Source organism: Streptomyces sp. NPDC008238, from assembly GCF_042956445.1.
Classification (GTDB): domain Bacteria; phylum Actinomycetota; class Actinomycetes; order Streptomycetales; family Streptomycetaceae; genus Actinacidiphila.
In genome coordinates, this window is sequence record NZ_JBIBGK010000001.1 from 679,378 (window position 1) to 692,558 (window position 13,181).

General features: G+C 73.3%; 11 protein-coding genes and 1 pseudogene. 8 read left to right on the forward strand and 4 right to left on the reverse strand.

What is annotated here, in order from left to right; all coding sequences use genetic code 11:
• The first annotated feature begins 198 nt into the window (after positions 1 to 198).
• The 4 genes from ACFZAU_RS03135 (at position 199) to ACFZAU_RS03150 (ending at position 5,231) form a co-directional block, all read left to right on the forward strand.
• Complete coding sequence (locus ACFZAU_RS03135; protein WP_500550815.1) at positions 199 to 1,650, forward strand: amidohydrolase family protein; 1,452 nt, start codon at positions 199 to 201, stop codon at positions 1,648 to 1,650.
• Positions 1,651 to 1,696: 46 nt separating this feature from the next.
• On the forward strand, positions 1,697 to 2,224 hold the full coding sequence (locus tag ACFZAU_RS03140; RefSeq protein ID WP_500550816.1) for a DoxX family protein: 528 nt from the start codon (positions 1,697 to 1,699) through the stop codon (positions 2,222 to 2,224).
• A 107-nt stretch (positions 2,225 to 2,331) separates the two neighbouring features.
• On the forward strand, positions 2,332 to 3,549 hold the full coding sequence (locus ACFZAU_RS03145) for a phospholipase D-like domain-containing protein (RefSeq protein ID WP_500550817.1): 1,218 nt from the start codon (positions 2,332 to 2,334) through the stop codon (positions 3,547 to 3,549).
• A 218-nt stretch (positions 3,550 to 3,767) separates the two neighbouring features.
• Positions 3,768 to 5,231, forward strand: a complete 1,464-nt coding sequence (locus ACFZAU_RS03150) for an amidase family protein (RefSeq protein ID WP_500550818.1) — start codon at positions 3,768 to 3,770, stop codon at positions 5,229 to 5,231.
• Positions 5,232 to 5,301: 70 nt separating this feature from the next.
• Here ACFZAU_RS03150 and ACFZAU_RS03155 read toward each other — a convergent pair whose 3' ends face one another.
• Positions 5,302 to 6,966: an ABC-F family ATP-binding cassette domain-containing protein gene (locus ACFZAU_RS03155; protein WP_500550819.1), complete on the reverse strand. Its 1,665-nt coding sequence runs from the start codon at positions 6,964 to 6,966 to the stop codon at positions 5,302 to 5,304.
• A gap of 376 nt (positions 6,967 to 7,342) precedes the next feature.
• On the opposite strand from ACFZAU_RS03155, the gene ACFZAU_RS03160 reads away from it, so the two are divergent.
• Positions 7,343 to 8,377: a serine/threonine-protein kinase gene (locus tag ACFZAU_RS03160; RefSeq protein ID WP_500550820.1), complete on the forward strand. Its 1,035-nt coding sequence runs from the start codon at positions 7,343 to 7,345 to the stop codon at positions 8,375 to 8,377.
• Positions 8,378 to 8,380: 3 nt separating this feature from the next.
• On the opposite strand, the gene ACFZAU_RS03165 is transcribed toward ACFZAU_RS03160, so the two are convergent.
• Positions 8,381 to 9,532 (reverse strand): right-handed parallel beta-helix repeat-containing protein, encoded by a 1,152-nt coding sequence (locus ACFZAU_RS03165; protein ID WP_500550821.1) that lies wholly within the window; start codon positions 9,530 to 9,532, stop codon positions 8,381 to 8,383.
• Between the two features lie 230 nt (positions 9,533 to 9,762).
• Between ACFZAU_RS03165 and ACFZAU_RS03170 the strand changes: the two genes are divergently transcribed.
• Positions 9,763 to 10,173 carry a DUF3662 domain-containing protein gene (locus ACFZAU_RS03170; protein WP_500550822.1) on the forward strand — a complete coding sequence of 137 codons (411 nt, stop codon included), beginning with the start codon at positions 9,763 to 9,765 and terminating at the stop codon, positions 10,171 to 10,173.
• A 34-nt stretch (positions 10,174 to 10,207) separates the two neighbouring features.
• Here ACFZAU_RS03170 and ACFZAU_RS03175 read toward each other — a convergent pair whose 3' ends face one another.
• Together ACFZAU_RS03175 and ACFZAU_RS03180 are read right to left on the reverse strand one after the other, a co-directional pair.
• Positions 10,208 to 10,678, reverse strand: a complete 471-nt coding sequence (locus ACFZAU_RS03175; RefSeq protein WP_500550823.1) for a winged helix-turn-helix transcriptional regulator — start codon at positions 10,676 to 10,678, stop codon at positions 10,208 to 10,210.
• An 83-nt stretch (positions 10,679 to 10,761) separates the two neighbouring features.
• Positions 10,762 to 11,481: an SDR family oxidoreductase gene (locus ACFZAU_RS03180; RefSeq protein ID WP_500550824.1), complete on the reverse strand. Its 720-nt coding sequence runs from the start codon at positions 11,479 to 11,481 to the stop codon at positions 10,762 to 10,764.
• 122 nt (positions 11,482 to 11,603) lie between these two features.
• Here ACFZAU_RS03180 and ACFZAU_RS03185 point away from each other — a divergent pair.
• A pseudogene (locus ACFZAU_RS03185) lies at positions 11,604 to 12,160 on the forward strand (GNAT family N-acetyltransferase).
• On the forward strand, positions 12,157 to 13,122 hold the full coding sequence (locus tag ACFZAU_RS03190; RefSeq protein ID WP_500550825.1) for a WGR domain-containing protein: 966 nt from the start codon (positions 12,157 to 12,159) through the stop codon (positions 13,120 to 13,122). The pseudogene ACFZAU_RS03185 and the gene ACFZAU_RS03190 overlap by 4 nt, the downstream one beginning before the upstream one ends.
• Positions 13,123 to 13,181 lie beyond the last annotated feature (59 nt).

Sequence of the window (13,181 nt, forward strand, 5' to 3'; positions counted from 1 at the left end):
GTTGCCGGAGGCCGGGGGCGTCAAGGGTGATCGCCCCTGCCGTGGCCGTTCTGGGAGCGGCCTTCATGGCGGTGTCTCGTTCTGCGACAGCTTCCGTGCGGGCCGGGCGCGCCTGCCTTCCGAACTGCGTCGCGAGGCTAGCGCTCGATTCGATGGCCGAATAGCGTACTCGTGTCCGTCAAGCGGCCAAGGGAGTTCATGATGGATAAGGTCGAGGCATTCACCCCGGGGCGGCCCATTGTTCTGCGCGGTGGGACCGTGCTCCCGGTCAACCGCGGGCGCGAGGTCCTCGGGGACACCGACGTGCTCGTCGTCGACGACCGGATCGCGGCGGTGGGTCCGCGGCTGGCCGTGCCCGACGGGACGGCGGAGGTCGACGCCGCGGGCGGCATCGTCATGCCGGGCATGATCGACACGCACCGGCACATGTGGCAGACCGCGATGCGGGGTTACGGCGCCGACTGGACGCTCACCCAGTACTTCGTCTGGTACTACCTGGAGCACGGCAGGAAGTTCCGCCCCGAGGACGTCCACGCCGGCAACCGGCTCGCCGCCGTGGAGGCCCTCGACGCCGGTGTCACCACCGTCGTCGACTGGTCGCACGGCCTGCAGACCGTGGACCACGCCGACGCCGCCGTGGACGCCCTGCGGTCGGTGCCCGGCCGCTTCGTCCTGGCCTACGGCAACATCCAGCAGGCGCCCGCGCAATGGACGGCCGCGCCGGAGTTCCGCGACTTCGTCGGCCGCCGCGTCGACGGCGACGACATGCTCGGCTTCCAACTGGCCTTCGACGTCACGGGCGACCCCGCCTTCCCCGAGAAGCCCGCCTTCGAGGTGGCCCGCGAACTGGGCGTCCCCGTCACCACCCACGCCGGGGTGTGGGGCGCCACCAACGACGACGGCATCCGCCTGATGTACGAGAACGGCTTCATGACGCCGGAGACGGTGTACGTCCACGCCTCGACCCTCAGCGCCGACTCCTACCACCGCATCGCGGCCACCGGCGGCTCGGTCTCGGTGTCGACGGAGAGCGAGCAGAGCGCCGGCCAGGGATACCCGACGACCTGGGCCCTCCGCTCGCACGACATCCCCGTCTCCCTCTCGATGGACACCAGCGTGTGGTGGAGCGGCGACCTGTTCTCCGCCATGCGCACCACCCTCGGCGCCGACCGCGCCCGCGCCCACCTGGAGGCGCACGCCAAGGGGGAGACCGTCACCCACTGCGCGCTGCGCGCCGACCAGGTGGTGGAGTGGGCCACCCTCGGCGGCGCCAGGGCCCTCGGGCGCGAGAGCGACCTGGGCAGCCTGGAGGCCGGCAAGAAGGCCGACATCGTCCTGCTGAAGAACGACCACTCGCCGGTCTCCTTCCCGCTGCTCAACCCGTACGGGCAGGTGGCCTTCCAGGCGCAGCGAGGCGACGTGCACACCGTGCTCGTCGACGGACGGGTCGTCAAGCACGAGCACCGCCTGCTGGGCGTCGACCTGGGCGCGGTGCGGCACGAGGTCGAGCGCACCGTCGAGCACCTGCGGTCCGCCATGGGCGAGGAGGAGTGGCGCAAGGGGATGAACCCCGACGTCCCCGAGACGAAGGTGCTCGACAACCCCTACACCTACACCGACTACCGCAGCTCCTCGACCCACGGCCGGTGACACGGGGGACGGGAACGACACGGGCGACACGAAGGAGGACCGAGAGATGAGCCTGGGGCTGCTGCTGCTCCGACTGCTGCTCGCCGCCCTGCTGTTCGGCCACGCCACGCAGAAGCTGCGCGGCTGGTTCGGCGGGGCGGGCCTGACGGGCACCGGAGCCGTCTTCGAGCGCTACGGCATCCTCCCCGGGCCGCGGATGGCGCTGGTCGCCGCGGTGGCCGAGCTGACCGGGGCGGCGTCGGTCGCGACCGGACTGCTGACGCCGGGCGGCTGCGCGGTCGTCGTCGGCACGATGACGGTGGCCGCCGCCGCGACGGCGCCGAACGGCTTCTGGGCGCTGAAGGGCGGCTGCGAGGTGCCGTTCCTGTACGGCGCGGTCGCCGCGTGCCTCGGCTTCACCGGGCCGGGGGAGTGGTCGCTCGACCACGTCCTCGGACTGGACTGGCGGCCCGCCCCCGCCTGGGGCGCGGCCGCGCTCGCGGCAGGGCTCCTCGCGGCGACGGTGCCGCTCGCCGGCCGGGCCAAGGTACTGCGCGGCAGGAAGGAGTCCCCCGGGCCCCACGGGAACGCCTAGTCACTTCCGGATAACCGCTCCCCGGCAGGGCATACGGCTGGAGTACGCCACGCGACGCCGCGGCCGGAGGGGCCGCGGCGGCACAGGAACCGGGGGGCACGACGGCCATGGGCGCATCGCTGGAGGAGACCGACCGTACGGACGGAGACCGGCCGGAGCGCTCCGCCGCCGACCGCAAGCAGGAACTCCGCCGCCGCCTGGAACGGCTGATCGGCATCGCCGCGACCGAGGGCAACTGCCTGCAGGCCCTGCGGAACGGGGACGAGATCTTCCCCGCGATGCTGGAGGCCGTCCGGGCGGCCAAGCACACCGTCGACATGACCACCTTCGTCTACTGGCGCGGCCAGATCGCGCGCGACTTCGCGCACGCGCTGGCAGCCAAGGCGGCCGAAGGGGTGCGGGTGCGGCTGCTGCTCGACGGCTTCGGCGGGCGGCTGATCGAGCAGCGGCTGCTGGACGACATGGACCGGGCCGGCGTGGACGTCGCCTGGTTCCGCAAGCCCGTGCGGCTCTCGCCGTTCAAGCAGAACCACCGCTGCCACCGCAAGGTCCTGGTGGTCGACGCCGAGGTGGCCTTCACCGGCGGTGTCGGCATCGCGGAGGAGTGGTCCGGCGACGCCCGGCACCCCGGTGAGTGGCGGGACACCCACGTCCGGGTCACCGGCCCTGCCGTGGACGGGCTGGCCGCGGCCTTCGCGCAGAACTGGGCCGAGTGCCGGCGCAACGGGCTCTTCGACGAACGCGACCGCTTCGGCGAGCACGAGCAGAGCGGCGGCGCGATCGTCCAGGTCGTGCGCGGCTCGGCAAGCGTCGGCTGGCAGGACATGCGCACCCTGCTCCGCGTGGTGATCGCCTCGGCCGAGCAGCGCATCCGGCTGGCCACCGCGTACTTCGCCCCCGACCCGTACTTCGTGGGCCTGCTCTGCCACGCGGCGGCGCGCGGGGTGGAGGTCGAGATCCTGCTGCCGGGCCCGTACACCGACAAGCGGGTCTGCCAGCTGGCCGGGCAGCGCTACTACCAGCGGCTCATCGACTGCGGCGTGCGGATCTGGCACTACCTGCCGACCATGATGCACGCCAAGGTCATCACCATGGACGGGGTGGCCACCCTGATCGGCTCGACCAACTTCAACCGCCGCTCCCTCGACCACGACGAGGAGGTGATGCTGGCCGTCCTCGACGAGTCCTTCACCTCCGTCCTCAACGCCCACTTCGAGGAGGACCTGCTGCGCAGCGAGCCCGTCGACGGCGCCCTCTGGCGGACCCGTCCCGCGCTGGAGCGGGCCCAGGAGGTGGCGACCGCGCCGATCCGCCGCTTCCTGTGAGGATGATGGTCACGCCCCGCGGGACGGCCGTGCGGGGCGTACCGACGGCGTAGGAACCCGGTCGCGTCAGCGCACCGCTCACCCTGGAGGGCGACATCAACTTCAACACCGGCCCCGAACCGGCTGCGGCGGACGGCACCGACGCCGCCGACGCGGCGCAGCACGAGGCGTTCCCCGCCGACCTGGAGGTCGCGACGGTCGCCGAGCTGACCGCCTTGATGGCCGCGGGCCGCATCACGAGCGTCTCCCTCACCCGTGCCTACCTGCGGCGCATCGAGGACCTGGACGTCGGCGGACCGGCTCTGAACGCGGTGCGCCGCGTCAACCCCGCCGCGCTGGTGGAGGCCGCGGCGGCCGACGCGCGCAGGGCGGGCGGCGACCCCGGCGGTCCGCTGCTGGGCATACCGGTGCTGGTGAAGGACAACATCGACGTCCTCGGCATGCCGACCACCGCGGGCTCCGTGGTACTCGCCGGCTCCCACCCCGCCGGCGACGCCCCGCTCGTGACGCGCCTGCGGGAGGCGGGAGCGGTGATCCTCGGCAAGGCCAACCTCACCGAGTTCGCCAACTACCTCACCGTCGGCATGCCCAGCGGCTACAGCTCGCTCGCCGGTCAGGTGCTCAACCCGTACGACCTGAGCGAGACCCCGAGCGGTTCCAGCGCCGGTTCCGGGGTCGCCGCCGCGGCCGGACTGGCCGCCGTCACCATCGGCACCGAGACCGACGGGTCCATCCTCAGCCCGGCGTCGGCCACCTCGGGCGTCGGGGTCAAGCCCACCCTGGGCCTGGTCAGCCGCACCGGTATCGTGCCCATCGCCTCCAGCCAGGACACCGCCGGCCCGATGACCCGGACCGTAGCCGACGCCGCCGCCCTGCTCACCGTCCTCACCGGTACCGATCCCGAGGACCCGGCCACCGCGGGCAACCCCCTGGAAGGCCACGACTTCACCGCCGGCCTGACCTCCGACGCCCTGTACGGCGCGCGCATCGGCGTCGTCGCCGAGCAGACCCCGCAGGACGGCACGGACGAACGGGCCCTGTGGGACGCGGCCCTGGACGCCCTGGCGCGACGCGGCGCGGAACTCGTCGACGTCGGCATCGAGGCGCGCCGCCGCTACGACGTCGCCTCCCCGGTGCTGAGCCACGAGTTCAAGCGCGACCTCAACGCCTACCTGGCGCGGCTGCCCGAGGGCGCGCCGGTGCGCACCCTGGCCGAGGTGATCGCCCGCAACGAGGCCCACGCGGACGTCGCCCTGAAGTTCGGGCAGACGCTCGCGCTCGCCGCACAGGCCAGGGACCTCGGTCCGGACAGCGCGGACAGCGCCGAGTACGAGGCCGCCCGCGCCCGCGACCTGGCGGAGAGCAGGGACCGCATCGACGCCCTGATGGCCGGACACGACGTCACCGCCCTGCTGTTCGTGAACAGCGGCAGTTCGTCCATCGGCGCCAAGGCCGGCTACCCCTCCGTCACCGTCCCCGCGGGCTACCGTGCGGCCAACCGGCGCCCGTTCAACATCACCTTCCTGGGACGGGCGTGGAGCGAGCCGCTGCTCCTCGGCTACGCCCACGACTACGAGCAGGCGACCCGGCTGCGCAGGCCGCCGTCCGCCGTCAACCCCACCCTGCTGCGCCGCCGTTACCCGGCCGTGCCCGCGCCGAGGGCGGCGGACGGGGAGCACTGACGGCGACCTCGCACGGGACCGCCCGCGCAGGCGGCGCGGTCCCGGGGTCCTGGGGTCCGGGGTCCCGGGGTCAGCCCTCCCCGGCGCCCTCCAGCAGGTCCCGCACCTCCTCGGCGGTGGTCTCCGTCAGCTCCTCGCCCACGAGCAGCCAGCGCGTGATCCCGACCGACTCCAGGAACGGCAGGTCGTGACCGGCGACGACGAGCGCGCCGCGGAAGGACGCGAGGGCGCTCGTCAACTGCCGGACACTGGCGAGGTCCAGGTTGTTGGTGGGCTCGTCCAGGATCAGCAGTTGCGGGGCGGGCGCCGCGAGCATCGAGGCCGCCAGCGCGGCGCGGAAGCGCTCCCCGCCGGAGAGGGTGCCCGCGGGCTGTTCGGCGCGGGCCCCGCGGAACAGGAACCGCGCGAGCCGGGCGCGGATCTCGTTCTCGCAGACGCCGGGGGCCACACGGGCGACGTTGGCGGCCACGCTCAGCTCCTCGTCCAGGACGTCGAGGCGCTGGGGCAGGAACCGCAGCGGCACGTGCGTCCTCGCCTCGCCCGACAGCGGCGCGAGCTCGCCGGTGAGGGTGCGCAGCAACGTCGTCTTCCCGGCGCCGTTGCGCCCGACCAGTGCCACGCGTTCCGGCCCGTGGACGTGGAGGTCGCCCGCCCGGAGCGAACCGAAGCGCGGCCGCAGTCCCCGCAGGGTCAGCACGGCGCGGCCCGCCGGGACCGCGGTGTGCGGCAGGTCGACCCTGATCTCCGCGTCGTCGCGGAGCGCGTCCGCCGCGTCCTCGCGGCGTTCTCGCGCCTGGGCGAGTCGTTCCTCCTGCACACCGCGGAGCCGGTCGGCGGACTCCTGCGCGGAGCGCTTGCGCTCGCCGGCGACGATGCGCGGGGCCCGCCGCTGGGCGTCCATCTTCCGGCTGTGCCTCTGGCGGCGCGCCGAGGCGATCCGGGCCTCCTCCAGTTCGCGCCGCTGCCGGCGCACGTCGGCCTCGGCGGCGCGCAGCGCGCGCCCGGCGGTCTCCTGCTGGGCGGCCACGGCCTCCTCGTAGTCCGACCACCCTCCGCCGTACCAGGTGACGGAGCCCGCGCGCAGTTCGGCGACGCGGTCCACCCGCTCCAGCAGCTCACGGTCGTGGCTGACCACGACGAGGACGCCGGAACGCCAGGAACCGACGGTGTCGTGGAGCCGGCGGCGCGCGAAGAGGTCGAGGTTGTTGGTGGGTTCGTCGAGCAGGAGGATGTCGGGGCGGCGCAGCAGCAGCGCGGCCAGGCGCAGCAGTACGGTCTCGCCGCCGGACATCCGGCCCACGGTGCGGTCCAGGCCGAGGCCGCCGAGCCCGAGGGAGCCCAGGGTCGCCAGGGCGCGTTCCTCGACGTCCCAGTCGTCGCCGACGGTCTCGAAGTGCTCCTCGGCGACGTCGCCCGCCTCGATGGCCCGCAGGGCGGCGCGCCGCTCCGCGATGCCGAGGGCCTGGTCGACCCGGAGCGCGGTGTCGAGGGTGACGTCCTGGGGCAGGTAGGCGAGGCTGCCGCCGACGGTCACCGACCCCGCGGCGGGGCGCAGCCGGCCGGCCAGCAGCTTCAACAGGGTGGACTTCCCGGTGCCGTTGGCGCCGACGAGCCCGGTGCGGCCGCGGCCGACGGTCAGGGAGAGCCCGTCGACCACGGGCGTGCCGTCCGGCCACCGGAAGGACAGGGCGGAGCAGCCCAGGGACGGGCCGGTCGCGGTGAGGGGGAGGGACATGGAGGTCCTCGCAGTCGCAAGCGCAGGGATGGCGGGCTTCGTGTGCGAGCACCACGCGGCGACCGTGCCGGAACGGGGGGTGCGGTCCTCCGGGGGACGGGGACGGATCGTGCACCGAGGTCGCATGCGCGCGGGGTCACGGACGGCGGCAGGGCCGGCTGCGGCGTGACCGGCGTACGGCGGCGGGGCCGTGCGCGCGATGATCGCGGACCTCAGATGAGCAACGTCCACCTCTATCGGAGACGACAGGACCCGGGAACTGTACCTCAACCCGCTGCGGAAACGCACGGCCGCGAATTGCCGGGGCCCGCTCGATACAATTCAGGAAAGGAGCGGGGGAAATCCCCGGTGTCCGGCCGCGTGGCGGTGGTGTGCGATGAATTCGGTCCCGCATGACGTGAGCGTGTACGCCGGGCGGCCCTCCGGACTCATCGGGGCCCGGATCGCCGGTTACCGCGTGGAACGGGAGATCGGCCGCGGCGGAATGGCCGTGGTCTACTGCGCCCGGGACCTGCGGCTCGACCGCACGGTGGCGCTCAAGCTGCTCGCCCCGGAGCTGGCGCGCAACGACACCTTCCGCCGCCGTTTCACCCACGAGTCACGGGTGGCGGCCGCCATCGACCACCCCCACATCGTGCCGATATTCGAGGCCGGCGAGACCGACGGTGTCCTCTACATCGCGATGCGTTACGTCGCGGGCCTCGACCTGCGGGCACTGTTCGACCGCGACGGCCCGCTGCCCGTGACCACGGCCCTGCGGATCGCGACCCAGGTGGCCTCCGCGCTGGACGCCGCCCACGACCACGACCTGGTGCACCGCGACGTGAAACCGGGGAACGTGCTCGTCGCCAAGGGCACCGACAGCGAGCACCCCGAGCACGTCTACCTCACGGATTTCGGGCTGACGAAGAAATCGCTGTCGCTGACCGGATTCACCACCGTCGGCGAATTCGTCGGCACGCTGGACTACGTGGCGCCGGAGCAGATCTCGGGGCGCCCGGTGGACGGCCGTTGCGACCTGTACAGCCTGGCGTGCGTCGTCTACGAGAGCCTGACCGGGGGCCTGCCCTTCGAGCGCGAGGAGGACGTGGCCCTGCTGTGGGCGCACCAGTACGACCAGCCGCCGCCCCTGACGGAGCGGCGGCCGGACATCCCGCCGGCCATGGACGACGTCATGACCAAGGCGCTGGCGAAGGTCCCCGAGGACCGCCACGACTCCTGCCTGGAGTTCGTGGGCGCCCTGCGGGCGGCCGCGGCCGGGCCGGACGAGCCGGCCCCGCGGGGGAGTTCCCCCGACCACCAGGTCACCCGGGTGACGCCCCGGCCGGCCGCGGTCCTCGTCCCGCCGGGCCCCCCGCCGGACCCGCCGGCGTGGGCCCGGGCGGTCGTCCGTCGTCTGCCGGGGCGGTGAACGTCAGCTGCTGGGGGCGGCGCTGGGAGCCGTGCTCGGTGCGCTGCTGGTGGTGCTGTTGGCCAGCTGCTTGGGCTCGGTGGTCTCCAGGCTGTTGTCGACGAAGGTGTTCCCCTTGCCCTTCAGGTCGCGGTTGGCGAGGTCGGCCGGCTTGTTGCCGCGGGCGACGTTGTCGCGGATGGTGTTCTCGGAGTTGGACGTCCCCACGACGCTGCTGAACAGCACGATGCCGCCGGACATCGGGGACTTGCCGCTGTTGTCGCGCACGTCGTTGTCGGTCACGACGGTCTTCTCGACGCCCGTGAGCAGGATGCCCGTGCCCTGGATGAACGGCAGACGGGCGCTGGGCGCGCAGTACTTGTTGTTCGCGGTCACGGTGTTGTGGGAAACGGTCAGCGCGCCGCCGCGCGGGACGCCCTCGTCGCCGACGACGAAGACACCACCGCAGTTGCCGGTGACCTGGTTGCTCTCGACCGTCACGCCCCGGACGCGGCGCAGGCCGATGCCGATCCGGTTCTCCGACACCTTGTTGCCCTCGATGACGGCGCCCTTGGTGTCGAGCGCACCGCCCTCGGTGTCCATGGAGTTGGCGAGGAAGATGCCGGAATCGGCGTTGTTGCGGGCGGTGTTGTCACGGAAGACGGTGCGGACCGACTTCTCCACGAGGATGCCCTGCACCTTGTTGTCCCGTGCGGTGACGCGGAGGACCTGCAGTCCGTCGGCCCCCGTCGCGTGGATGCCGGCCTTCTTGAACCCGGCGACCGTCAGCGACTCCAGCGTCACGTCGGAGGGCTTCTTCTGCGCCGTACCGCTGACGCAGATGCCCTCGCCCGCCTTGGCGCAGGCGTTCTCGTCGCGCTTCGCGCTCGGGGAGATGACCGTGCCCGTGCCCGCTCCGCGCAGCGTCAGCCGCGGCGTGCTGATCTGGACGCTCTCGTGGTAGGTGCCGGCCGCGATGTCGATGACCTGGCCGGGCTCGGCGCGGTCCACCGCCGACTGGATGGATTCCCCCGCGCGTACGGAGATCGTCTTCTGCGCGTCCGCGGACTGCGAGGCCGTGGGCTTGGACTCGCCGCCGCACGCGACCGCGCCTCCCACGATGGTCGCCGTGGCGGCCGCCGCGGCGACGGCCCTGCGGGACCGACAGAGCTTCATGTGTGTGCACCTGCTTCCCGTGATATGTGATCAGCCGAAAACAGACGCTATGGACGGATCTGACACCTCGCCACTCCAGAGGCCACGGCGCGCGGGTGACGATGCCCGGAACGGCCGAAGGGCCCGGGAGTCGCGGGGGTACCGGGTCCGGTGGCCGGGAATCGCCCCGGTACGGCTGATGGGGTGGCCGCCGCGGCATCAGGGACCGCGTCCCGGGCAGGCGCTTCGTCATGGGAACGCTGAAACGATGGGAACGGGTGATCGAGCGCTGGGAACGGGCGCTGGTGGCGAGGGTGCGGCACCGGGAGCCGGTGGAACTGCTGGACGCCCTGCGCCGCGAGTGCGACGCCCGGGCGGTGGTGTGCAGCCCGACCCGGGTGGTGGTGCCGAACGTCTTCACGGTAGAACTGGCCGACGCACCGCACCGGGAGCTGGTCCCGCACCAAGGCCGCGTGGGGGAGGTCATGACGGATTCCCTGCTGCGGCACGCGGACCGGCGCGGCTACGAGTGGGCGGGCCCGGTCACCGTGCGCATCGTCCGCTCCGCCCACGTACCCAACGGGCGCTACCGGGTGAGCAGCAACCCGATGAGCCGGATCCGCGCGGACGCCCTGGCCAGGATCGCGCCCGGGCTGTCCTGAGCCGGCCGCCGTGCGGAGCGGGCGGGCGCCGCGCTCAGGGTGCCGCGCCGTCCGACGGGGTGAACTCCACGTCCGCCGCCGGGAGCACGGCGCCCGCGTCGTCGACGAAGGCCACGCTGACCGGGCGGCCCCCGTCCACCGACCGCCGCAGGACCGCCGGGCCCCGTGCCGGTGTCCGGTGCGTGTCGCCCCACTGCTGGAACGCCGCGAGGACGAGCCGCAGCTCTTCGCCCGCCGCCGTCAGGTGGTAGCCGTACCGGGTGCGGCTGCCTGGCTCCCGGTAGGGCCGCCTCTCCATGATCCCCTGGTCCACGAGCGTGCTCAGGCGGCCGGTCAGCAGATCCGGGGCGATGCCGAGCTCCTGGCGGAAGTCGGCGAAGCGCGTCACTCCGCGCAGCGTCGCCTCGCGCAGGACGAGGAGCGTCCACTTGTCGCCGACGATCTCGAGGGTCCGGGCGATCGAGCAGACGGCCTCTTCCCCGCCGGTGGCGCTGACGCTGGACATCTCCCCATGCTACCTCTGGATTGACATTCCCAATTCAGCCCTGGTCGCCCCGGTGGCCGGCGGGTGACGGGCTGCCGTCCGGCTCAGAGGGCCTTCGGCGCCGGCAGGTCGGGGTAGAGCAGTTCGAGACCGCCGGACAGGGCGGACCGGACGCCGCGGCTCCGGTCGTCGACGACGACCTCCAGGGCCCGCTGCTCGATGCCGTCCAGGGCGAGGCCGGCCACCCATGCGGGGTCCACCTTGTCGGAGGGGTCGACGTAGTCGGCCATCTCCGTGTCCATGTAGCCCACGTGGAGCGCGGTGACGTCGATCCCGGAGGGGGCGAGCTCCCGGCGTACGACGTTGGTCATCGCCAGTTCCGCGGCCTTGGCCGCGCTGTAGCCGCCGTATCCCGGCAGGTGGATCCAGGACAGGATGGACAGGACGTTGAGGACGGCGCCGCCGCCGTTCGCCGCGATCACGGGGGCGAAGCCCCGCGTGACGCCCAGGGAGCCGAAGAAGTGGGTCTCCATCTCCAGGCGGATGTCGGCCATGTCCCCGTCGGCCAGCCCCACGTGCGTGCTGACGCCCGCGTTGTTGATCACGAGGGTGGCGTCGGAGGCCGCCCGGGCGGCCCGGGCGATCGACTCGGCGTCGGTGATGTCCAGCCGGAGCGGTTCGACGCCGGGCAGGTCGAGGGCCTCGGGGTTGCGGACGCCCGCGTACACCTTGGCGGCGCCCCGCTCGAGCAGCTGGGTCGCCAGGTGACGGCCCAGGCCGCGGTTCGCACCGGTCACGACGGCGACGGAGTTCTTGATGTCCATGGGGGTGCTCGTTCCGTTGGGCTGAGTAGGTATCTCCAATCTAGGTCAGCTGGATTCAGAAATGCAACTCAGCTGGGGAAAACACCTTGCCATGGGGCCGGGGCTCCCGTTGGCTGGGCGGCGTGACCGAACTGAGCACCGAGCGCCTGCTGCTGCGCCGCTGGCAGGACCGCGACCTCGCGCCCTGGGCCGCGATGAACGCCGACCCCGAGGTGCGCGAGCACCTGGGGGCGCCGCTGACCCGGGAGGAGAGCGACGCCTCCGTGGCCCGGTTCCGGGCCGATTTCGACGCACGCGGCTACGGCTGGTGGGCCGTCGAGGTCCGGGCGACGGGCGAGTTCGCGGCTTCGCGGGCCTGGACCCGGTGGACGACGGGCTGCCCTTCACGGGCGTGGAGATCGGCTGGCGCCTGGCCCGCGCGGCCTGGGGCAACGGCTACGCCACCGAGGCCGCACGGGCCGTCCTGGCCTTCGGCTTCGGCACCCTCGGGCTCCCCGAGATCCTCGCCGTGACCACCGCGGGCAACCTCCGTTCCCAGGCCGTCATGCGCCGCATCGGCATGACCCGCGACCCGGCCGGCGACTTCGACGACCCCACCGCCCCGGAAGGGCCGCTGCGCCCCAACGTGCTCTTCCGGATCGGCGCGGGCGCCCCGGTCACGCCGCCGGAGGACCGGTGACGGGGTGGCGGCGGTTCGAGTCCGCCGGGGAGGGAAGTCCCGAGTACCGGGAGATCCGCCAGGAGGGGATCCGCTGCTTCCTGCGCTGGGGCCCCGTCGGCGGGACGGGGAAGTCGAGCACCTCGACGCTCGTCGACGAGGAGCACGCCCGGCGCCACGCCGCGCGCAAGGCCGCCGAGTGGCTGCGGAAGGGCTTCGCGGAGGTCGACCCGCCGCACGACGAGGCCGGACCCGACCCGGAGGCCAAGGTGCTCGACGTCCTGCGGGCCGGCCGCCGGCCGCACGCCCCGGCCTCCGAGTACCTGCCGGTCGAGGGCTTCGAGGAGGTGTACCGCCATGTGATCGGGGCCGGCCGGCCGGTGGGCTTCCACGAGTACGTCGTCCTGCGCGACGACGGGCGCGGCGCGGTCCGCTTCACGGTGCGCCCCGACCGGAGCGACGCCGCGGCGGTGACCGCGTTCCTGCACGTCGTCGCCGCCCGCCGTGACCTGGCCTTCGGCGGGCGCTCCCATCACAAGGTGCCGCTGCCGGAGCCGGTCGGGGGGTTCACCCACGCGCTGTTCTGCGCACCGGCACTCGGCCGGGGCTGCGCCGCGTACCCCGCCGTCGCCGACCGCGTCGCGGCCGCCTTCCCCGTCTTCGACTGCGAGATCGGCGACGAGGACCCCGAGGTCCTGGTCGACGCGCGGATCCACGGGCACGGCTCGCTGCCGTACGCGGACTGGGCCCGCCGCCCGCACCCGGTCGTCGACCTCCGCTTCGACGTACGGCCCTCCCCCTACCGGCCGGTGCGGACGTTCAAGGTGTTCGGCACGGCCGACCTCGACGCCCTCCTGGCGGCGCTGCCGGGCGCCGACCCCGGCAGCCGGCTGGACGTGCGCTCCTTCCGCGGTGAGATCCGGAGCCTCACACCCGCCGAGGTCCCGCCCCCGGCCGAGGTGAGGGCCTTCCTGTACGGCTGAGACCGCCCCGAGTGGTGACCGCGCCCGCCTGCGCAACACTGGGAACCGGAGGACCGGAA

Bases quoted from the DNA above. Each gene is read 5' to 3' on its own strand.
- ACFZAU_RS03135 (WP_500550815.1), top strand. From the start codon at position 199: ATGATGGATAAGGTCGAGGCATTCACCCCGGGGCGGCCCATTGTTCTG.
- ACFZAU_RS03140 (WP_500550816.1), top strand. From the start codon at position 1,697: ATGAGCCTGGGGCTGCTGCTGCTCCGACTGCTGCTCGCCGCCCTGCTG.
- ACFZAU_RS03145 (WP_500550817.1), top strand. From the start codon at position 2,332: ATGGGCGCATCGCTGGAGGAGACCGACCGTACGGACGGAGACCGGCCG.
- ACFZAU_RS03150 (WP_500550818.1), top strand. From the start codon at position 3,768: ATGGCCGCGGGCCGCATCACGAGCGTCTCCCTCACCCGTGCCTACCTG.
- ACFZAU_RS03155 (WP_500550819.1), bottom strand. From the start codon at position 6,966: ATGTCCCTCCCCCTCACCGCGACCGGCCCGTCCCTGGGCTGCTCCGCC.
- ACFZAU_RS03160 (WP_500550820.1), top strand. From the start codon at position 7,343: ATGAATTCGGTCCCGCATGACGTGAGCGTGTACGCCGGGCGGCCCTCC.
- ACFZAU_RS03165 (WP_500550821.1), bottom strand. From the start codon at position 9,532: ATGAAGCTCTGTCGGTCCCGCAGGGCCGTCGCCGCGGCGGCCGCCACG.
- ACFZAU_RS03170 (WP_500550822.1), top strand. From the start codon at position 9,763: ATGGGAACGCTGAAACGATGGGAACGGGTGATCGAGCGCTGGGAACGG.
- ACFZAU_RS03175 (WP_500550823.1), bottom strand. From the start codon at position 10,678: ATGTCCAGCGTCAGCGCCACCGGCGGGGAAGAGGCCGTCTGCTCGATC.
- ACFZAU_RS03180 (WP_500550824.1), bottom strand. From the start codon at position 11,481: ATGGACATCAAGAACTCCGTCGCCGTCGTGACCGGTGCGAACCGCGGC.